The following is a 19,331-nucleotide window of genomic DNA, read 5'->3' on the forward strand; positions in this document are numbered from 1 at the left end:
AAGGACTCACAACTACGGAAGTGTCGAATGTACAACCTCACCCGCTTTACGGGCTTCTTCGCATCTTTGTCGGCGTGGCGGACCCACTTACCTACTATACCCAACTTGCCGGCGCGGCAGCGGCGCGCGCCACCCGGCTCCAGCAGCGGTACGACCGGCTGGCCGTAGCGCGGCTGATCGCCTTCGCCGGGTTCGTAGCCCTCCTGATTCTCGCCTTCGATGCGGCCCCTTGGCTGGGCATTGGGCTCCTGCTGATCGGTCTGCCCCTCCTGGGGTTTGGGGTGCGTTGGCACCTTAGCATTGGCCGGGAGGCGCAACGAGCACGGGTGCGGCACGGCCTGGCCGGGGCGGAACTCCGGGCCCTCGACCACCAGTTTTCCCAGTTCGGTGACGGATACGCCTACCAGCCCACGGATCACCCCTACGCCGTGGACCTGGACATTCTCGGCCCGCATTCCCTATACCAGTACCTCAACCGCACCGTCACGGCCATCGGGGGGGAGCGACTGGCCCAGGAGCTTCTCTACCCCGCCACACTCCCGGAGGCGGAGCGCCGACGCGCCGCCGGGCGGAAACTGGCGGCAGACCCGGACTGGTGCACTGGATTCAGGACCCTAGGTAGTGAGCTGAGGGACGAGCTCGGCTACGCTCACCGGCTACTGGAGTGGGTAGAGCGCCCCGCCGTGGTCACCGGTCGCTTCGCCCGTCTGATGCGGTGGCTCGCCCCGGTACTTACCCTGCTGGGACTCTGGTGGTGCCTTACCCAGCAACCCTGGCAGCTGGGGCTGCTGGCCTTCGTGCCGGCCTTCGTACTACTACGTCGCTACGGGGAGGCGGCTGCGCTCGAGCATAGCTACACGGCCCGGGCCGGCACAATCCTGGCCGGTTACCGGCAGTTGTTCGAGCATATGGAGGCGCGACCCGGCAGCAGCCTACGGGCTTCGGTAGCCATCGGACGGCTGGCGTACGCCATTCAGCAGCTCGACGTACGCAGTAACCCCTTCGTATTTCTGCTCGAGATCACCGGGCTGTGGAGCCTCCAGTGGCTGACCCGGCTGGACCGCTGGCGCCTGGATCACCGTGACCAGCTAGCCCGCTGGCTGGAGGAGCTCGCCGATACCGATGCCCGCATTTCCTGGGCCACGCTGCGCTTCAACCATCCCGGCTGGACGGAGCCCGAGCCGACCGGGGAGCGGGTGCTCGAAGGGCGGGGACTGGCTCATCCCCTGCTATCGCCACGGGGTCGCGTGAACAATGATATCTCGATGTCGACCGATGGGCACATCCACCTCGTCACCGGAAGTAACATGGCCGGCAAGTCGACGTGGCTGCGCACCGTAGGCATCAATCTGGTACTGGCCCGGGCCGGGGGTCCGGTCTGCGCGTTGCACCTGCGCGCCGCCGCCCTACAGGTGTGGACCTCCATGCGTACGCAGGACGACCTGAGTGAGAATACCTCAAGCTTTTTTGCCGAGCTCAAACGCCTGAAGGCCATCATCGATGCCGTGAAGGACCCCGGGCAGGAGGTGTATTTCCTGCTCGACGAAATCCTCAAGGGCACCAATAGCCGCGACCGCCATACGGGTGCCCGCGCCCTGATCCGCCAGTTGATCCGCGAGCGGGGGGCCGGTATCATTGCCACCCACGACCTGGAGTTAGCCGCCCTAGCCGAGGAGCCTGGGGCCCGGGTGGAAAACTACGCGATGGAAGTACAGACTCGTGCGGGCGAATTAGTGTTTGACTACAAGCTGCACCCCGGAGTAAGTCAGAGCTTCAACGCCACGGCGCTGATGGCCCGCATGGGCATCGAAATTGACCCCGCCGATATCTCATTAACCCACGACTAACACGACACCCATGAGTAAAGGAAAAATTTTGGTGACCGGCGGCACCGGCTACATCGGTAGCCACACCGTAGTGGACCTGCTCGAGAACGACTTTGAGGTCGTCAGCGTCGACAACTACCACAACAGCAAGGCTGGCGTGCTCGATGGCATCGAGGAAATCACCGGCGTGCGCGTCGCGAACCACACGGTGGATCTATCCGATGCAGCGGCTGCGGCTAAGTTATTTGAATCCAATAAGTTCGACGGGGCCATTCACTTTGCGGCCTTTAAGTCCGTAGGTGAAAGCGTGACCAAGCCCCTCGCCTACTACCGCAACAACCTGAATAGCCTCCTTAACGTCATCGCCGGACTGAAGCGGCAGGGCAGCGGCCGGCTAGTCTTTTCCTCCAGCTGCTCGGTGTACGGCAACGCCGACGAGCTGCCGGTCACCGAAGCTACCCCCCGCAAGGAGGCCGAAAGTCCCTACGCACGCACCAAGCAGATGGGCGAGGATATCCTCTACGACTACTGTGCGGCCCACCCCGACTTCTCCGCCATCCTGCTACGCTACTTCAATCCCGCCGGGGCCCACCCCAGTGGTAAAATCGGCGAGGACGCTGCCACGCCCGCCAGCAATCTCGTACCGGTCATCACCGAGGTAGGGGCCGGCAAGCGGGACACGATGACCGTTTTCGGCACCGACTACGCAACACGCGACGGCAGCTGCGTACGCGATTACATCCACGTAGCCGACCTGGCCCACGCCCACACCCTGGCCCTGGAGTACCTGATGAGCGATCGGGCGACCGAAAACCCCGCCCTGTTCAACCTTGGCATCGGCGAGGGGCTCACCGTACTGGAGGTCATCAGGGCCTTCGAACGCGTCGCCGAGCAACCCCTCAATTACGAGATCGGCGCGCGCCGCCCCGGCGACGTAGTGGCCGTCTACGCCGATCGCAGCAAGGCCACCCGCGAGCTGGGCTGGGAACCGCGCTACGACGTCGATGACATCATGCGAACGGCCTGGGCCTGGGAACAGCAGCGGTAGTGGCCCACCTGCGCCTGACCGGCACGGCGACCTCCCAGGGGGTACCGGTGATCGGCTGCCACTGCGCGGCCTGTAGTTCCACGGACCCCCGTGACCGGCGGTACCGGACCAGTGCGGTGCTCTACGCCGGGGAGGCCAGACTGGCCATCGACGCCGGCCCCGACTTCCGCTCCCAGATGCTGCGCGCGGAAGTCGACCGCCTCGATGGTATCCTACTCACCCACGAGCACAACGACCACACGGCGGGCATCGACGACGTACGGCCTTACTGCTTCATGCAGGGCGTGGACATGCCCGTGTACTGCCTGCCCCGGGTGGCCGGGGAGCTTCGGGAGCGTTTCGCCTACACCTTTACCAATTACCCCGGGGTGCCGCGGCTCGATGTGCGGGAGCGGACCTTCGGCGATCACCTGGACTTTGCCGGACTGGACCTTGAGCTGCTGCGCGTAGACCACGGCCGGCTACCGATCCTGGGGTTCCGGGTAAACGATCTGGCCTACCTCACCGACGTAAAGACCCTGCCCGAGCAGACCATCGCTGCACTCCAACATCTAGACACCTTAGTGATCTCCAGCCTAAACCATTACGGCACCCACAGCCATCTATCCGTCTCGGAAACAATGGATTACGTGACGTTATTACAACCGCGAAAGACCATACTCTTCCATCTGAGCCACCGGCTCGGTCCCCATGCGGAATTTCAGTCTACCCTGCCCGCGGGCGTGTACGTCGGCTACGACGGCATGCGGCTAGACCTTTAAGGTCCCGTTAAACCAGCTTGTCCGGGGGGCGGGGCCGCCGGTGCGGGCGTTTGGTAAGGGTACCGCTACCTTCGTCGTTTCTCCGCCCCTATGCGCAAGCCTTTTCTCCTCTTGATCCTTAGTTTAGTCTACGGGCTCGCGGTGGCACAACGTCCGGCACCCCCCGCGGCTAAGGAGGTGGTGAGCATCGACCACGCTAACGAGCTACGCATGCTCGATAAGGGCAACCGGCAGCGCCTTATCGGAGAGGTGGAACTGAGTCAGGATAGCGTATTCATGTACTGCGATAGCGCCGAACTGGTCAGTGAGGTGCAGCTCTATGCCTACGACAATGTCGTCATTCAGCAGGGCGATAGCATCGCCGCCTTTTCCAACTACCTCGACTACAATGCCGAAACGCTGCTCGCCAAACTGCGGGAGCAGGTGGTACTTAAGCGCGGTGGTACGGAGCTATACACCGAGCAGCTTGATTATAACCTGGCCACCAAGCTGGCCACCTACCACACTGGCGGTCGGGTAACCAACGGGGGTACCGAGCTTAGCAGCACCCACGGCTACTACTATGCCGATACCCGCAACGTCTACTTCCGCGATAGCGTCGTGGTGGTCGATGACCGCTTCGAGATGCGCGCCGATACGCTGCGCTACGACCTGGCCAACGAGCGGGTGTACTTTCTGGGGCCCACGGTGATCCGCAGCGATACCCATAACATCTACTGCGAGGGAGGGTACTACGACGTGGCGCTGGATGAGGCTGTCTTTCGCGACAATGCCCAGTACCGCAGCGGCGACCGACTGGCTGCGGCCGACTCCATCCGTTACTTCGGTGCCGAGGAACTTTACGTACTGGAGGGGAGCGCCTACGTGGCGGAGGGGCAGTTTCAGCGGGCTACGGCTGACCGCATCAATTACTTCCGCAGTCGCGACCGCTACCAGCTCGAGGGCAACGCCCGTGTAGTGGATTCGCTCCAGGTAGTGACGGGCGATAGCATTGACTACAACGCCGCTACGGCCAGCTACACGGTAGCCGGCGGGCGGCCGCGGGTATCTAATCCGCCCATGATCCTGGTGGCCGACCGCATGGCCTCCGACGAGGCCACCGGACTGGGCCGGGCCAGTGGCAACATCGTCTGGCGGGACACCAGTGCCAAGTTGACCATTGAATCCGAGCGGGCGGACTTCAGCCAGACCACCGGCTACATCAAGGCCTACGGCGGGCGGCGGGGCCGGGCACTGCTCACTACCCTACTCGACCAGGATACGATGTACCTGGCAGCCGATACACTACTATCGTTTCAAACCGATGCGGTGGACGCCAAGGGAGATACGGTCCGCGAACTGGCCGCCTACACGGACGTGCGCATCTTTAAATCGGACCTACAGGCCGTGGCCGATTCCCTGGCCTTCAACACGGTCGACAGCGTCCTTACCCTCTACCGCGATCCCATCCTGTGGCAGGATACCAGTCAGCTTACGGCCGATACCATCGATCTCTACCTAAGGAATCGCTCCCCGGACCGCGTCGTACTCCGCCGCAACGCCCTAGTCGTCACCTCTCCTGACCTCATCTTTTTCAATCAGGTCAAGGGCAAGGAGATTGTAGCCTACTTCGACAGCAGTCAGCTCCAGCGTACGGAGGTGGCCGGTAACGCCGAGGCTATTTACTACGCCCAGGACGAGACCGGCGGCTACATCGGCGTCAACAAAACCGCCTGCAGTAAGATGGTACTCTACTTCGCCGATGGCGGGGTTAACCGCATCAAGTTTTTGAGTGCGCCCTCCGGTCGGCTCGATCCCATGGATGCGATCAACCACGACGCCCTACGCCTGGATGGATTCCGCTGGGAGCCGGAGCGGCAACCCCGGGATCTGAATGATTTGTTCGGGACGCGTGCTCCGATCTTCGAGCCGCGCCCTCCTGATTTTACTCCCCGTGAGGCGCAGCTGCCCGGTGACGAGTGACTACTTTTGCCGCATGCCGCGACAGCTCCTATGGCTCTGCTTAGTACTGGCTGCCACCGTACTGCGGGGTCAGACCCCGACGCTAGATTCCTTCCAAACCGCTGATGGCTACCTCGCCCAGGGAAATGCCTACTTCACCGAGGGCGCTACCGGCGAGGCGATCCTGGCTTTCGAACGGGGATTGCGACTGCGACCCAATCACGTCACACTACGCAACAACCTGCGCTACGTGCGGGAGGAGGCCGGTATTACCGCTCCCCCCCTGCCGGAGTTTTTTTTAGTGCGGTGGTGGCGTACCGTCGGCGCTGTAATCGGTAGCACCATGGCCTACGTGCTGGCTCTTATTTGCTGGTGGCTGGCGGTAGCGGCCGGGCTGTACTGGTACCTCTGGCGGCGGCAGATGGCCGAAAAGCGGCGCTTCGTACTGCTGCCCGGCTCGGTGTTCCTACTGGGTTTAGCCGTCCTATTTTACCTAATGGCCCGGACGCGCTACGACTTTCTGCACCGTACGGACGAGGCGATACTCATCGCCCCCACTGCTGCCCTACGGGTAAGTCCGACGGAGGCCGCCTCCGTGGAAGCGGAGCTTGCCTCCGGTCAGCGGCTTCTTATCACCGACCGCGTTGGCGACTACGTCAAGGTTACGCTGGAGGATGGGCGGCAGGGGTATTTGTTGGTAGCGGAGCTGGCGGTGATTTAACTGTTTCAACCGGTCCACGTACCTAGGTCGAGGCGTTACACGCGGAGCGAGCAGATTCCTCACCACGCCAGTTCGGGCCGGAGGCCGCTCGAACTTTGACCTCGCCTCCGTCTTACAGCAGGTCCTTCACACTAACGTATAAGCCCCCGATGACCCCCACCAAGCTCATCACAATGGTGATCCAGGGGTTGGTCCCCAACTGGCTATCGGCGTAGAGACCGATCCCCACACAGATGCCGATCATGCCGATCAACTGCGCACCGATACCCATGTACCTGGTCCAGGCACGGCTTTCTTCGGTTGAGCGCTTACGGGGCGGGGCGGCCATGGGCTTAGAACTGTGGACAGTACACGCCCCGCCGCTGGTTGCCGCAGATCTTATACTGCAGACTGAGCTCGAAACCGCCGTTGCCGTCGGTAGCGACCTTCAGGTCACTGGTATTGAGGTCGTAGCTGAAGCCGAGGGCAAAGTTTTCGTAGTCGAAGCGGGTGCTCACGATCAGCGCATCGGTAAGGACGCTGCTGTCGAGGCGGTTACTGATGCGGCCCCACAGACCGACCTGGAAGGACTGGCTGGCGGAGTTACGGCCGCTATCGAGGAGAAATTTGACGTTCGTCCCGGTATTGACCTGGAAGCTCGGTCCCTGACTCATCACGATCACGCCCGGTACGAGTCCGAAGCGGTCCGTAAGCATGAATTCTCCCCCGGCGTGGCCCGTGTAGCGGCTGTAGAGTAAATCTTCTCCGGTATTAGAGAAGCTCTGGTTCGCCCGGTTCAGGTGGTGGAAGGCTCCCCCTACGTAGAGGCTGTTATTTTCGTCGAAGACCATAAACCAGAGGAGCCCACCGGCCAGGTCGGCGAACAGAAACTGATCGCGGTCCAGGCTATTTTCGTTGCTGGGCGCATTGGGGTCGAAGCCTCCGTCCCCATCGTGCTGGGACCCCCAGCGCAGGGCCAGGAAATCGAGGCTACGCTGGGCCGCTCCCACCTCGGCACCGGCCACAAGGTAGTTGCCGAACTTGCGGCTACCGCCGATCTTTTTGGAGTAGCTAGCGGACACCTTACCGGTCGTGGTGGCAAAATTGGCCTCGCCGGCGCGGTCGCCCCAGAAGGTACCGCCGATGCCGAAAAAGTCATTACGGCCCACGGCGATGCGCTGATCGTAGCTGACGCTGTAGGTCTGAAAGGCATTCTCCCCCAGTACCGAGGCCCACTGGCTACGGTAGTTGATGGCGATGCGGCTGTTACAGTTCATCACCCCCGTCATGGCCGGGTTAAGGTTGAGGGGGGACATGTAGAACTGGGAGAAGTGGATGTCCTGCGCCCGTAGGCCCAGGGCACCAAGCACAAGCAGGAGGAGGGTATAGACTAATTTCATAGGTCGGCGGAGAAGGCGGTTTAGAAGCTTTCGTTTAGGCAATACAAGGCCGGGCACAAACCCGATGCAAAGGTAACGCCCACCGCCAGGCGAATAGTCTTTCGCCCACAAAAAGACCGGTCACGTGTACGTAACCGGTCCAGTTATAAACACCTAAAACCCTATTAATGTCTTTCAGATTACCACAAATTTAGCAGTAAATTCCCAATCCTAAAAATCTTGTCCTGGCAATGCTCGATCTGCTCATCACGGCCGTGCTGGCCCTGATCATGTTCTCGATCGGGCTTAGCCTTAAGTCAAAAGACTTTCGTCACCTTCTTTTACACCCTAGGACCCTCCTGATTGGGCTTTTACTCCAACTTGTTGCTCTGCCCAGTTTAGTCTTCGTCGTAGTAGGGGCGGTGAAGATCGAGCCCTTTTTTGCCCTCGGTTTCCTGGTCCTGGCCGCCTGCCCGGGTGGACTATCGAGTAACTTCATCTCCTATCTATTGCGGGCAAATACCGCGCTTGCCGTGAGCCTGACAGTCTGCAACTCTCTATTGTGCATGTTCACCGTGCCCTTCATCGTGAACCTCGCGCTCGCTCGCTACGCCCCGGTGGACACCACGGCGCAGCTTCCCCTACTCGCCACGGCACTCCGTATCTGCCTGATCGTCGTATTGCCCGTACTACTAGGTATGCTAGTCCGCTACCTACTCCCCCGGGCAGCCAAACACATCCAGCCCTATGCACGCCGGGGTGCCCTAGCACTACTGGCCCTCGTCTTTATTCTGAAACTCTTCGCTCCCGTCCACGAGGGCGGAAGTGCCCTTACGCTGACGGAGGTCAAGCACATCCTACCGGTAGCACTGCTGATCAACGTCCTAGCGCTTTCACTCGGCCGGCTTGGGGGGCTCCTGTTTCGCTTGGGAAAAGACAGTCAGCTCACCCTCGGCGTAGAGGTTGGTATTCAGAATACCAGCCTAGCCTTCGTCATCGCGGGCACCTTCCTCGGCAGCGAGCAGGCCCTGAAGCCCGCGCTCGTGTACGCCATGTTCACCTTCTTCACCGCCCTGCTGTACGGACTACTGCTCAAACCGGAGATGCGTGGGCGGCTATACGAAGAATTTATCGGTTCGTGATCAGCTCCACGTAGCCACTCACCGGACTCTCACTCTGGGCGATGCCGGTAAAGCGTCGCTCGAAGATCTGACCGATGTAATAGTAGGTGCCGGAGGGCAGCGCCTCCCCGTTCAGGTTGGTGCCGTCCCAGTCGATACCCGGATTTTCGGTCTCGAAGACCAACTGGCCCCAGCGGTTAAAAATCTTTAGACTCACCTGTTCGACAAAGCATTGTGCAATGGGTTCCAACCTATCGTTCCTACCGTCACCGTTTGGTGTGAATACATTCGGCAGCTCATAGATCGGGCAGTTCTCCACACAAACTCGGTTGCTGGTCTCGCTTTCATTACCATCTATATCAAAGGCGGTAACCGTATAGCACCCCACGATACCATCAGGTGGAGCATGGTTGAAGGTTACTTCATCCGGATCATCAATAGTCTTGACTAGTATAGGATCACCAATGCTATCTAAAGTAAAGTATATCCTATATCCAGCCACATCATCATCACCACACACCTCGCGTGGAGCTTCCCACGTAAGCCTATTGAACAAGTTATCAATATCGGAACAGTCTACCTGCCTCTCACAAGCGCTCTCCACGGCAAGGGCGGGGGCGCAGGGTGCAACGTCGTCCTCCGGGGTAAGACACAGCTGCTGGCTCCGATTGAGCAGCGGCGAGGGAATATCGTCGATGTTGTACGACCCGACGGACCGAATGTAGTAGCAGTATTCCTGCTCATTGACCAATCCGGTATCGCGGTAGCTCATCTCGGTAACCGTGGCGAGCTGGTTGAAGTCAGTTGCGCCCGGGTCGCGGCGGTAGACCTCGTACTCCAGGTTGGCCCACGGCACGGTCTCGGTCCAGCTCAGCGCGTTGGCCCGGTCGGTAGGGTCGCCACTGAGCCGTACGGTGCTAGCGGGCTGCGCGGGGCCTACCGCTTCGGTACCCCCACCGACGAAGAGCTCAATCCGGTAGGAGTAGGCACTGCCCTCCGTGTCCAGATTGGAATCGGTGTAGCAGGTATCGACGTCTCCACCGAAGAATGGAGTCTCAAACGTAGCGATGGAGCTAAAGGCTGCCGGATCGGTCGTCTGGCCGGTTGCTCGACTGAGTACGTACCGGTAGGGTCCGCTATTCGCAACGGTGTCTAGACTGTTGGCACTCGGCAGCAGCCAGCACACATCGACTACGCCCTGGGTAGAGGAGGTTTCCACCACATCGACCTTGGTCAGGAGTGGGATGTCGCGGTCGAGTTGCACGCAGATCTCCTCCGAGGGGATGGACTCGAAATTCTGAAAGCGAAGGTTGGTACTAGCCGCCCGCAGGGAGAGCACGGCGACCACCCGGTAGCAGTACGTACGCCCCCGGATCACGTCCATATCCTCGAACACGTAGCGGCCGTTGTCATCCACGTCACTGATCTCCGTATTGGTGAGCTGGGTGTAGCCCCGGCCGGCCAGGCCCGTCTCGCAGGTGTCGGGAGCAAAATTATTGCTTCCCTCACGCCGCCATACCGTAAAGCCGACAAAATCGGGCTGGGTGCTTTCCTGACACGCGTAGGGGTTCTCCCAGGTCAGGGTAACGAGATCTTCTTCTACCGTGGTCTGTAGGTCCGTAGGTGGTGGAGCCACAACTTTGATACTCACCGAGCGCAGGGTAGCCAAGCCGGAGGGCCGCGGCGGTCCGTTATCCAATGCCCGAAAGACCAGGAAGTATTCCTGATCGCGCACGTCGCTGCAGCTGGTTTGCCAGCGGAAGGTGCGGCGGACAGGGTCGGCCTGAAAGCCCGTCTCGTTGGGCAGGAAGGTGGCCGGATTGTTCTCCAGATCGAAGGGCCGCCCCGTGGCGGTGAGGCTAACCTGCTGCTCGGTATCGCCCAACGGAGCGGTGGCGATCACGTCGAACTCGACGAGCTCACCGGCGACGACGCAGATCTCCTCACGGGCCAGCTCGATGACGGGAGGCTCGTTGGAGCAATCATCCACGAACACCTGCATGTCACGCACCAGGGTATCGAGGGGTTGGCCATTACGGAAGGACTTGACTAGAAAAGCGAGGTTATATTCTCCGGGTAGGGAGGGAGAGTCCCAGGTGATCTGCCCGGTACGCGGGTCTATGGTAAGATCTCCAGAAGATCCTGGTACTTGGTTCGGTAGTACATAGTTAGGAATAGGATTCCCGGGCGCGAAGCTTGCTTGGGTGAACTCAAATGCCAGACTGTCACCGTCAATGTCAAAAGCACCGGGGTTGTGTGTCCATACTGAGCCAATGCAAGCATTGTCGATGGGGCTTTGGCTGAGCTCAGGTGAAGAGTTGCAGCCGTTGAGTATGGGATTTACCAGAGAGAAAGATGTAGTAACGCTAAAGGGAATATTAACGGAGCCCGGAATATTTCTGACCCCCCGCACCCGGTTCACATCCTGAAAGCTCAGCACGTAGCGTCCGGCCGAGCTGTAGCGGTGGCAGAACGTATACTCATTCCGCTGGATGCCTGCCGTACTGGTGGGGGTAATCTGCGTGCGTCCGATGAATTCACTGCTGCCGTCACCCCAAAACAATTCTAGGCTATCGCGATCCACATCCGTCTGTGCCGTCTCGGTGTAGGTGATGATCGTGGCGCAGACCGTCAGTTGGTCCGAGGCATTGTCGCAACCGGCAGCCCGTACGATGATCTCTCCCGCCCGATTGTGGGTGGCGCTGAGTACCAGGGGAAAAAGAGCTAAAAAACTGAGGAGAAAGCGTAGACGCATGTGCCGTTCGATTGGTCGTGTACGGCAGGGTGCCGCCGGTACCAAAAGTAACGCATTATCCTCCGGATTGCTTCGCCCTACGCGTCGGCAAGGAGGCATATTGTCGTTCCGCACCCTAAGTGAGGGCTAGCTGAGTAGTCCCTGCAGCTTCATGGCCAGTCCCATATCCCCCTTGATCTTGACCTTGCCGCTCATCATGGCCATCATGGGGTTGAGCTGACCGGTGCGCAGTTGGTCCAGCACATCGACCGTGGTGGTGATCACCGTATCGGCTTCCTTGTCTTCCTCGCTTACCCTGGCCTGGTCCTCGGTCATATCGATGTAGATGGGCCCCTCGTCGAGCTGTAGTTTTATGGACTTACCCTGCTTGGGGGCGGTTTCGGCGGCCTTTTCGATGCCGGCCTTAAGTTCCTGGAAGGTCATGAGTGGTAATTTCAACGCAAGGTAGGGAATTGGGACGGGGGATGGGGGACGGCGGGACGTTCCTTGTCCTCACTCTCGGCCTGCTACCAACTCCCGCGCCCGCTGTAGTGCCGCCGCGATCCCCCCGGGCTCCTTACCACCAGCCGTAGCGAAGAACGGCTGGCCTCCCCCACCCCCACGGATGTGCTTGGCCAGCTCCTTGATCATTGCACCGGCGTGTAGCGCCCCCTGAGACGTGCCGGCCAGGCCCTTACTGATGGCCAGGGTAAGGAGAGCTTTTCCGTCGTTTTCGCTAGCTAGGAGCACCACGGCCCGCTCGTTCTCACCGGTGAGCTGGAAGGCGAGGTTCTTGATGGCGGCGGCATCGGTGAGGTTAACCTGCTGGGCGAGAAATTTGACGTCGCCGATGTCTTCGAAGGCGGCCTCAAGCTCTCCCTTGAGGTTGTTGGCTTGACTGGCCTGAAGCTTTTCGAGGGACTTTTTGAGGCTGCGGTTCTCCTCCTGCAGCGAGGTGATGGCCCCTACCGGGTCGCTGCTATTCTTGAGCTCCTCGCGCATGCTAGTAAGTAGGGCGAGGCGGCCGCGGACGTACCACTCGGCGCGCAGTCCGGCCACGGCCTCGATACGACGGATGCCGGCGGCCAGGGCACTCTCGCTGGTGATCTTGAAGAAGCCCAGGTCGCCCGTGCGCGGTACGTGGGTGCCCCCGCAGAGCTCGCTGCTGAAGTCCTGATCGAAGGTGATAATGCGCACCGTATCGCCGTACTTTTCGCCGAAGAGCATCATGGCCCCGGAGTTGCGGGCCTCCGCGATGGGTACGTCGCGCTGCTCCAGCAGGGGGATGTTCTCGCGGATCTTGCGATTCACGAGTAGCTCGATGCGCTCGAGCTCCTCGTCGGTGGGGCGCTCGAAGTGGCTGAAGTCGAAGCGTAGCTTGCCGGAGCGGACATCCTGTCCCTTCTGCACGGCATGCTCGCCGAGCACCTCGTGCAGGGCGGCGTGAAGGAGGTGAGCTCCGGTGTGGTGGGCGCTGATTTTCTCCCGATCCATACCATCGACCTCACTATACACCTCCGCCTGGGGATCGCTGGGTAACTTATTGACGATGTGTACGGTAAGGTCGTTCTCCTTGACGGTGTCGAGTACCTCTAGTCGCTCCTCGCCGATGCGGATGATACCAATGTCACCGGCCTGCCCGCCGCTCTCGCCGTAGAAGGGGGTGCGGTCGAGCACGAGCTGGTACTGGGGTTCGTTTTTGACCTTTACTGTCCGGTATTTGGTGACCTGGGCCCCGGCATCGGAGAGCACGTCGTAGCCGATGAATACGGAGGGCTCCGGACTGAGGACCACCCAGTCGCCTACTTCCTTGGCGGCGTCTTGGCGGCTGCGGTCTTTTTGCTCCTGGAGCGCACGCTGAAAGCCCTGTTCGTCTACCCGCAGTCCGCGCTCCTCGGCCAGTAGGCGCGTCAGGTCAATGGGAAAGCCGAAGGTGTCGTAGAGCTCGAAGGCATCCCGCCCATCAATCATACCCCCCTCGACGTAGAGGGAGGCGAAGCGGGCCAGTCCGTTTTCCAGCGTCTGTAGAAATGACCGCTCCTCGCTCTGCACGATGCGCGCGATCTGCTCCTGCTGCCGGGCCAGCTCCGGAAAGGCCTCGCCCATCTCGCGCACCAGCACGGGGAGCAGTTGATAAATGAAGGGCTCCTTACGGTCCAGAAAGGAGTAGGCGTAGCGCACCGCCCGCCGCAGAATACGCCTTACGACGTAGCCCGCCCCACTGCTGCCCGGTAGCTGACCGTCGGCAATGGTGAAGGCGACCGCCCGCAGGTGATCGGCCACTACGCGCATGGCCATGTCGGCCTTCGCGTCGGGGGCGTAGCTGGCGCCGTAGGTCAGTCCGGTGAGGCGCTCGATCTCGGCGATGGTGGGGGTGAAGATATCGGTGTCGTAGGTAGCGGTTTTGCCCTGGAGCACCATGCACAGTCGCTCGAAGCCCATACCCGTATCCACGTGGCGCTCGGGTAGATTGACCAGGCTACCGTCAGCCTTGCGGTTGTACTGGATGAAGACGTTGTTCCAGATTTCCACTACCCCGCTGCCGTCTACGTTGACGAGCTCGCGGCCGGGGGTTTTGGTACGCTCTTGCTCCGGCCGCAGGTCGACGTGGATTTCGGTACACGGACCGCAGGGACCAGTCTCGCCCATCTCCCAGAAGTTATCCTTTTTACTGCCGTACAGTACGCGGTCTTCGGGTAGGTAGCGCAGCCAGAAGTTACGCGCCTCGTCGTCGACGGGAATACCTTCCTCTTCCGCCCCCTCGAACACCGTGGCGTAGAGCTGGTCTTTTGCTATACCGAGCCGGTCGGTTAGCAGCTCCCAGCTCCAGGCGATGGCTTCGTCCTTGAAGTAATCGCCGAAGCTCCAGTTGCCCAGCATTTCGAACATGGTGTGGTGGGTGCCGTCGCGGCCCACGTCGTCCAGGTCGTTATGCTTACCGCTCACCCGCATGCACTTTTGGGTATCGGCTACGCGGCGGTTGGCCGGCACCTTATCGCCCAGGAAGTACTCCTTAAATTGGTTCATCCCCGCATTGGTGAATAGCAGGCTGGGGTCGTCCTTATTCACGATTGGGGCGGAGGGGACGACCTTGTGCTGCTTTTCGCGGAAGAAGTCTAGGAAGGCGCGGCGGATTTCGGCGGAGGTCATAGCGGCAAAGGTAAGTAGGGGGGCGGGGCCGCAGGTGCAAAGTAGGTTGTTGGCCTCGGCCGACGAGAGAAGCTGCGCAACCCTCGGCGGACGAGGCCGGTAAAATATTGTTAGGCCGGTGCCCCGGTTATTTACGACCTTTGCGCTTTGAACGCCACGGAGACCCTCAAAAGGTCCATAAACTAGGGGAATGCGATTTTTAAACTTTTTTAAGCAGGAGCTTGCCGTCGATCTGGGGACGGCCAACACACTCATCATACAGAACGGAGAGATCGTCATCGACGAGCCCAGCATCGTAGCCGTGAACCGCAAGAGCGAGGAGACCATCGCCGTCGGTCGCCGCGCCATGCAGATGCACGAGAAGACCCACGAGAATATCATCACCGTACGCCCCCTCAAGGACGGGGTGATCGCCGACTTCCGCGCCGCCGAGCAGATGATCAAGGGGCTCATCGAGATGATCGGTCCGCGTAGAGCCTTCTTCTCCCACCTTAAAATGGTAATCTGCATCCCCTCCGGCATCACCGAGGTAGAAAAGCGTGCTGTATTCGAGAGCGCCGCCCGGGTCGACGCCAAGGAGACCTACCTGATCTACGAACCCATGGCCGCCGCCCTCGGTATCGGCCTCGACGTGGAGGAGCCCGTGGGCAATATGATCATCGACATCGGGGGAGGTACGACCGAGATCGCCGTCATCGCCCTATCGGGGATCGTCAGTGACCAGAGCATCCGCATTGCCGGCGACGAGATGACGCAGAACATCCTCAACTACATGCGCAAGACCCACAATATCCTCATTGGTGAGCGCACCGCCGAGCAGATCAAGATCCACGTCGGTAGTGCCCTACCGGAACTGGACGACCCGCCGGCCGATTTTGCCATCAACGGCCGAGACCTCCTGAACGGCATCCCGCGGCAGATCACGGTGACCTACCAGGAAATCGCCGGGGCGCTGGACGAGGCCGTCGGACAGATCGAGGACGCAGTGATCCGCGCCCTGGAGACCATTCCCCCGGAGTTGGCTAGCGACATCTATTCCACCGGCCTGTACCTCACCGGAGGTGGGGCGTTATTGCGTGGCCTAGACAAACGACTGAGCCGTAAGACACAGCTGCCGGTGCACGTGGCCGAGGAGCCCCTGCTGGCCGTGGTGCGGGGTACGAGTAAGGCCCTTCAGGACACCATCCGGTATAAGGCTATTCTGGTGCCGGCAAGTAGCGTAAGCTAAATGGGGCGGCTGCTACGGATCATCCTCAATAGTGGTGGCCTGTTCACCTTCCTGCTGCTCGAGCTGGCCAGCGTGTACCTCATCGTGCACCACAACGACGCGCAGCGCGCTATCTGGGCGGAGACTAAATCCGTCTACGGCAGCTACCTCACCCAGCAGCTCAACAAAAAGCTCGCCTTCCTGAACGTTGCGCGCGAGAACGAGATCCTCCGTCGGGAAAATGCGGCACTGCTTGCCCGCATTCCCGGTAGTGGCTACCATACGACAGTCGATACCCTCCCGGTGCGTGACTCCGTCTACCAGCAACGCTTCACCTACCTGGCAAGCCGCGTGGTCAACAAATCACCCTACGGACCCTACAACACCCTCATCATCGACCGCGGCAGCAACCTACAGGTAGAGCGTGGACAGGGGGTGTTGGCCGACGGTGGGCTGCTGGGGGTAGTCAGCGAGGTCACGCCGCGCCACGCCCGGGTGATCAGCATCCTGCACCTTGACACCCGGATCAGCGCCGGGCTCGACAATAACTCCTTTGGCACCCTTAGGTGGGACGGTCGCGATCCCCGCCGGGTCACCATCACCGATATGCCCGATTACGTTCCCGTAGCACCGAACGATACCATCTATACTACCGGGTACTCCAATGTGTTTCCGACGGGGCTACCCATCGGTACGGTGGAGTCCAGTACGCCGCTTCCCGGCACCGGGAGCCAGGACCTCACGGTCGTACTTCTCAACGATCCCCTACAGGCGACTAACGGCTACATCGTACGCGATCTGTTCAAGGAGGAGCTCGAGCGACTCAATACGGTGCGGTGAGTGCGGGGGTGGCATTCCGCATCGCCCTGCGCTTCGTGCTGCTCCTGGCGGCGCAGGTTTTTTTGTTCAATCAAATCGCCTGGGGCTGGGGCGGTCGGGAGTACCTCTTCGTGTTCGTGTACCCCCTCTTCGTGGCCCTGCTGCCACTACGCGCCCCGCGGCCACTGGTCATTTTGCTCGCCTTTTTGCTGGGACTAGCCGTTGATTTGTTTAGTGAAACGCTGGGATTACACGCCGGGGCCCTCACCTTTATCGCCTACGCCAGGCCGCTGGTGCTTAGGGCGCTACGCCCGCGCGACGGCTATAACATCAAGGCCACCCCTACGGCCGCCGATCTCGGAGCGGGTTGGATGAGTCAGTACCTGAGCTTCCTGTTGCTGCTTCACCTGCTGGCTTTCTTTTTACTCCAGACCTTTTCCATCTTTTTCTTGGGGGAAATTGTACTAAAAACGGCGCTATCCCTGCCGGCAAGTCTACTGACTACAGCTATCTTGGTGCTACTCTTTTCTCCCAAAGCCTAAGGCTCACCACTCTCGTGAAAGAATCCGTCGACATTCGGGCTATAAGTATCCGCGCGGTGATCGCCTTGGTCACGCTGCTACTATTGGGAAAAGCCTTTCAGTTACAAGTGATCAGCGATACCTGGCGCACGCGGGCCGATGGCGTGGGCAATAGCCAGATCGACCAGTACCCCGCCCGCGGCCTCATGACCGACCGCAACGGCAAACTGCTCACCATCAATGAGCCGATCTACCAGATCGAGCTGACGTATAATACCTTTAAGCGTTCGGCCGAAACCTTCGACACCACCCGCTTTTGTCAATTGCTGGGTATCAACCGCGACTATTTCGAGGAGGCCATCCCAAAAAAGTGGGGGGGGAAGTACAGTCCCTCCAAGCCCTTTTCCTTCCTGGCCAACGTCTCCCCGGCGGTCTACGCTACCTTTCAGGAAAATCTTTTTCAGTTTCCGGGATTCACCGCTACGCTACGCTCCTCGCGCAACTACCCCCACACCGTAGCGGCTCACCTGCTGGGCTACTTGGGGGAGGTGAGTCAGCGCACGATCGACCGGGGGGGCGGTCGCTACGCCGGCGGCGACTACCACGGTATCTCCGGACTGGAATACCAGTACGAGGCGGCACTACGCGGGGAAAAGGGGCGCCGACTGGTGTACCGCGACCGGCTAGGCCGCGAGGCGGGCGAGGTACTAAATGGGGCGCTTGACGTAGATGCAACGGTGGGTACGGACCTGATCACGACCATCGACCTGAGGCTGCAGGAGTACGGTGAGCAGTTGATGGCCAACAAGATCGGCAGCATCGTGGCCCTAGAGCCCTCCACCGGGGAGGTGCTTACGATGATCTCGGCACCGACTTACAATCCGCGCTCCCTACGCATCGGGCGCGACCGGGGGCGGGAGTTCGTGCAGCTCCAGCGCGATACGTTACAGCCCCTACTCAACCGGGCAATCAACGGAAAGTACCCGCCGGGCTCTCCCTTCAAGACGCTGGTGGCACTGATCGCCATGCAGACCGGCACCCTGGCACCGGACCGGGGCATCGGCTGTGCGGGGGGCTTCACCAGTGGGGGCCGGGTGTTGCTGGGCTGCCATAATCATGCCTACTGTAGCAATGTAGAGGACGCCATCGCCCAGAGCTGCAATGCCTATTTCGTCACCGCCTGGCTTGAGAACATCAACCGTTACGGAAGTCTCTCCCCCACCCAGGGGCTGGATGAGTTCAACCACTACCTCTACCAATTTGGGCTGGGTAGCAAGCTCGGCATCGACTTTCCGGGCGAGATTGCCGGTCACGTACCTACCTCCGAGTACTACAACCGGCGCTTCAAAAACGAGCAGTACTGGCGCGCCATCTGGATGCGCTCGCTGGCCATCGGACAGGGCGAATACGAGCTCACGGCCCTACAGACGGCCAACTTTGCCGCCGCCATAGCCAACCGTGGGCACTGGTACACCCCCCACCTGGTTAAGCAGGTCCAGGAGGGCAACGACGGACAGCTGCGCGCCGTCGTGCCCGAGCGCCACGACATCGACATCAACCGCGAGTACTTCGAAACCGTAGTGCGGGGCATGCGCAAGACCGTCACCCAGGGTACGGCCCGCGTAGCCGCCATTCCGGGCATTGAGGTCTGCGGCAAGACCGGTACCATCCAGAACTCCCACGGCGACCACTCCAGCTTCGTGGCCTTCGCCCCGGCCGACGACCCTAAGATCGCCATCATGGTCTACGTGGAGAACGGCGGCTTCGGCGGTACGGTGGCCGCCCCCATTGCCAGTCTGCTGATCGAGCGCTACCTCAATGGGGAAATTGCCGAAAACCGTAAATGGCTGGAAACCCGCATGCTGGAGAAGGATATGACGCAGCGGGGCGAAAGCACGATCCGCGTCAAGTAAAATGCTGCCTCCGGCAGCGGTAGCAAGATGCAGCCTCTGGCTGCGCTAAATGGTCGAGCGTACTATTCCAGCGCAGCCGGAGGCTGCCTTTTGCTACCGCTGCCGGAGGCAGCATTGTACTAATCCCCACCCGACCGAACGTCTGCCTCAAAACGTCTGTTACGAAAAAGCAAGCGCGGAGGATATTCCCCTCCGCCAACACACTTATTTC

Annotated in this window: 15 protein-coding genes; 10 read left to right on the forward strand and 5 right to left on the reverse strand. The window is 60.6% G+C overall.

What is annotated here, in order from left to right:
• Nucleotides 1-74: 74 nt before the first annotated feature.
• From ACOOHD_RS06620 to ACOOHD_RS06640, 5 genes are all read left to right on the forward strand, one after another.
• A complete protein-coding gene (locus tag ACOOHD_RS06620; RefSeq protein ID WP_420460783.1) occupies nucleotides 75-1,847 on the forward strand; it encodes a MutS-related protein in 1,773 nt (590 codons plus the stop codon).
• Nucleotides 1,848-1,857: 10 nt separating this feature from the next.
• Nucleotides 1,858-2,874: a UDP-glucose 4-epimerase GalE gene (gene galE, locus ACOOHD_RS06625; RefSeq protein ID WP_420460784.1), complete on the forward strand. Its 1,017-nt coding sequence runs from the start codon at nucleotides 1,858-1,860 to the stop codon at nucleotides 2,872-2,874.
• Nucleotides 2,874-3,635 (forward strand): MBL fold metallo-hydrolase, encoded by a 762-nt coding sequence (locus ACOOHD_RS06630; RefSeq protein ID WP_420460785.1) that lies wholly within the window; start codon nucleotides 2,874-2,876, stop codon nucleotides 3,633-3,635. The genes galE and ACOOHD_RS06630 overlap by 1 nt, the downstream gene beginning before the upstream one ends.
• A gap of 90 nt (nucleotides 3,636-3,725) precedes the next feature.
• Nucleotides 3,726-5,597 carry an OstA-like protein gene (locus ACOOHD_RS06635; protein ID WP_420460786.1) on the forward strand — a complete coding sequence of 624 codons (1,872 nt, stop codon included), beginning with the start codon at nucleotides 3,726-3,728 and terminating at the stop codon, nucleotides 5,595-5,597.
• Nucleotides 5,598-5,610: 13 nt separating this feature from the next.
• On the forward strand, nucleotides 5,611-6,297 hold the full coding sequence (locus ACOOHD_RS06640) for a hypothetical protein (protein WP_420460787.1): 687 nt from the start codon (nucleotides 5,611-5,613) through the stop codon (nucleotides 6,295-6,297).
• Nucleotides 6,298-6,409: 112 nt separating this feature from the next.
• Here the strand turns inward: ACOOHD_RS06640 and ACOOHD_RS06645 are convergent, their stop codons facing one another.
• Nucleotides 6,410-6,625, reverse strand: a complete 216-nt coding sequence (locus ACOOHD_RS06645) for an AtpZ/AtpI family protein (RefSeq protein ID WP_420460788.1) — start codon at nucleotides 6,623-6,625, stop codon at nucleotides 6,410-6,412.
• A 4-nt stretch (nucleotides 6,626-6,629) separates the two neighbouring features.
• Nucleotides 6,630-7,676: a PorP/SprF family type IX secretion system membrane protein gene (locus ACOOHD_RS06650; RefSeq protein WP_420460789.1), complete on the reverse strand. Its 1,047-nt coding sequence runs from the start codon at nucleotides 7,674-7,676 to the stop codon at nucleotides 6,630-6,632.
• A 230-nt stretch (nucleotides 7,677-7,906) separates the two neighbouring features.
• On the opposite strand from ACOOHD_RS06650, the gene ACOOHD_RS06655 reads away from it, so the two are divergent.
• Nucleotides 7,907-8,797 (forward strand): bile acid:sodium symporter family protein, encoded by an 891-nt coding sequence (locus ACOOHD_RS06655; RefSeq protein ID WP_420460790.1) that lies wholly within the window; start codon nucleotides 7,907-7,909, stop codon nucleotides 8,795-8,797.
• On the opposite strand, the gene ACOOHD_RS06660 is transcribed toward ACOOHD_RS06655, so the two are convergent.
• The 3 genes from ACOOHD_RS06660 to alaS all read right to left on the reverse strand — a co-directional run bounded on the left by ACOOHD_RS06660 (nucleotide 8,784) and on the right by alaS (nucleotide 14,660).
• Nucleotides 8,784-11,531 carry a gliding motility-associated C-terminal domain-containing protein gene (locus ACOOHD_RS06660; RefSeq protein ID WP_420460791.1) on the reverse strand — a complete coding sequence of 916 codons (2,748 nt, stop codon included), beginning with the start codon at nucleotides 11,529-11,531 and terminating at the stop codon, nucleotides 8,784-8,786. The genes ACOOHD_RS06655 and ACOOHD_RS06660 overlap by 14 nt on opposite strands.
• Before the next feature lie 126 nt (nucleotides 11,532-11,657).
• Nucleotides 11,658-11,954: an SCP2 sterol-binding domain-containing protein gene (locus ACOOHD_RS06665; protein ID WP_420460792.1), complete on the reverse strand. Its 297-nt coding sequence runs from the start codon at nucleotides 11,952-11,954 to the stop codon at nucleotides 11,658-11,660.
• Nucleotides 11,955-12,023: 69 nt separating this feature from the next.
• Complete coding sequence (gene alaS / locus ACOOHD_RS06670; RefSeq protein WP_420460793.1) at nucleotides 12,024-14,660, reverse strand: alanine--tRNA ligase; 2,637 nt, start codon at nucleotides 14,658-14,660, stop codon at nucleotides 12,024-12,026.
• A 190-nt stretch (nucleotides 14,661-14,850) separates the two neighbouring features.
• Between alaS and ACOOHD_RS06675 the strand changes: the two genes are divergently transcribed.
• The 4 genes from ACOOHD_RS06675 to ACOOHD_RS06690 are packed head-to-tail and all read left to right on the forward strand — an operon-like array spanning nucleotide 14,851 to nucleotide 19,120.
• Nucleotides 14,851-15,888: a rod shape-determining protein gene (locus ACOOHD_RS06675; protein ID WP_420460794.1), complete on the forward strand. Its 1,038-nt coding sequence runs from the start codon at nucleotides 14,851-14,853 to the stop codon at nucleotides 15,886-15,888.
• Nucleotides 15,889-16,707, forward strand: a complete 819-nt coding sequence (gene mreC / locus ACOOHD_RS06680) for a rod shape-determining protein MreC (protein WP_420460795.1) — start codon at nucleotides 15,889-15,891, stop codon at nucleotides 16,705-16,707.
• An 8-nt stretch (nucleotides 16,708-16,715) separates the two neighbouring features.
• Complete coding sequence (locus tag ACOOHD_RS06685; protein ID WP_420460796.1) at nucleotides 16,716-17,228, forward strand: hypothetical protein; 513 nt, start codon at nucleotides 16,716-16,718, stop codon at nucleotides 17,226-17,228.
• A 14-nt stretch (nucleotides 17,229-17,242) separates the two neighbouring features.
• Nucleotides 17,243-19,120 carry a penicillin-binding transpeptidase domain-containing protein gene (locus tag ACOOHD_RS06690; protein ID WP_420460797.1) on the forward strand — a complete coding sequence of 626 codons (1,878 nt, stop codon included), beginning with the start codon at nucleotides 17,243-17,245 and terminating at the stop codon, nucleotides 19,118-19,120.
• Nucleotides 19,121-19,331 lie beyond the last annotated feature (211 nt).

This window comes from Neolewinella sp., assembly GCF_965214665.1.
Taxonomy (GTDB): domain Bacteria; phylum Bacteroidota; class Bacteroidia; order Chitinophagales; family Saprospiraceae; genus Neolewinella.

Coding starts and splice junctions, on each gene's coding strand:
- galE (WP_420460784.1), top strand. CDS start 1,858: ATGAGTAAAGGAAAAATTTTGGTGACCGGCGGCACCGGCTACATCGGT.
- ACOOHD_RS06635 (WP_420460786.1), top strand. CDS start 3,726: ATGCGCAAGCCTTTTCTCCTCTTGATCCTTAGTTTAGTCTACGGGCTC.
- ACOOHD_RS06640 (WP_420460787.1), top strand. CDS start 5,611: ATGCCGCGACAGCTCCTATGGCTCTGCTTAGTACTGGCTGCCACCGTA.
- ACOOHD_RS06645 (WP_420460788.1), bottom strand. CDS start 6,625: ATGGCCGCCCCGCCCCGTAAGCGCTCAACCGAAGAAAGCCGTGCCTGG.
- ACOOHD_RS06650 (WP_420460789.1), bottom strand. CDS start 7,676: ATGAAATTAGTCTATACCCTCCTCCTGCTTGTGCTTGGTGCCCTGGGC.
- ACOOHD_RS06655 (WP_420460790.1), top strand. CDS start 7,907: ATGCTCGATCTGCTCATCACGGCCGTGCTGGCCCTGATCATGTTCTCG.
- ACOOHD_RS06660 (WP_420460791.1), bottom strand. CDS start 11,531: ATGCGTCTACGCTTTCTCCTCAGTTTTTTAGCTCTTTTTCCCCTGGTA.
- ACOOHD_RS06665 (WP_420460792.1), bottom strand. CDS start 11,954: ATGACCTTCCAGGAACTTAAGGCCGGCATCGAAAAGGCCGCCGAAACC.
- alaS (WP_420460793.1), bottom strand. CDS start 14,660: ATGACCTCCGCCGAAATCCGCCGCGCCTTCCTAGACTTCTTCCGCGAA.
- ACOOHD_RS06675 (WP_420460794.1), top strand. CDS start 14,851: ATGCGATTTTTAAACTTTTTTAAGCAGGAGCTTGCCGTCGATCTGGGG.
- mreC (WP_420460795.1), top strand. CDS start 15,889: ATGGGGCGGCTGCTACGGATCATCCTCAATAGTGGTGGCCTGTTCACC.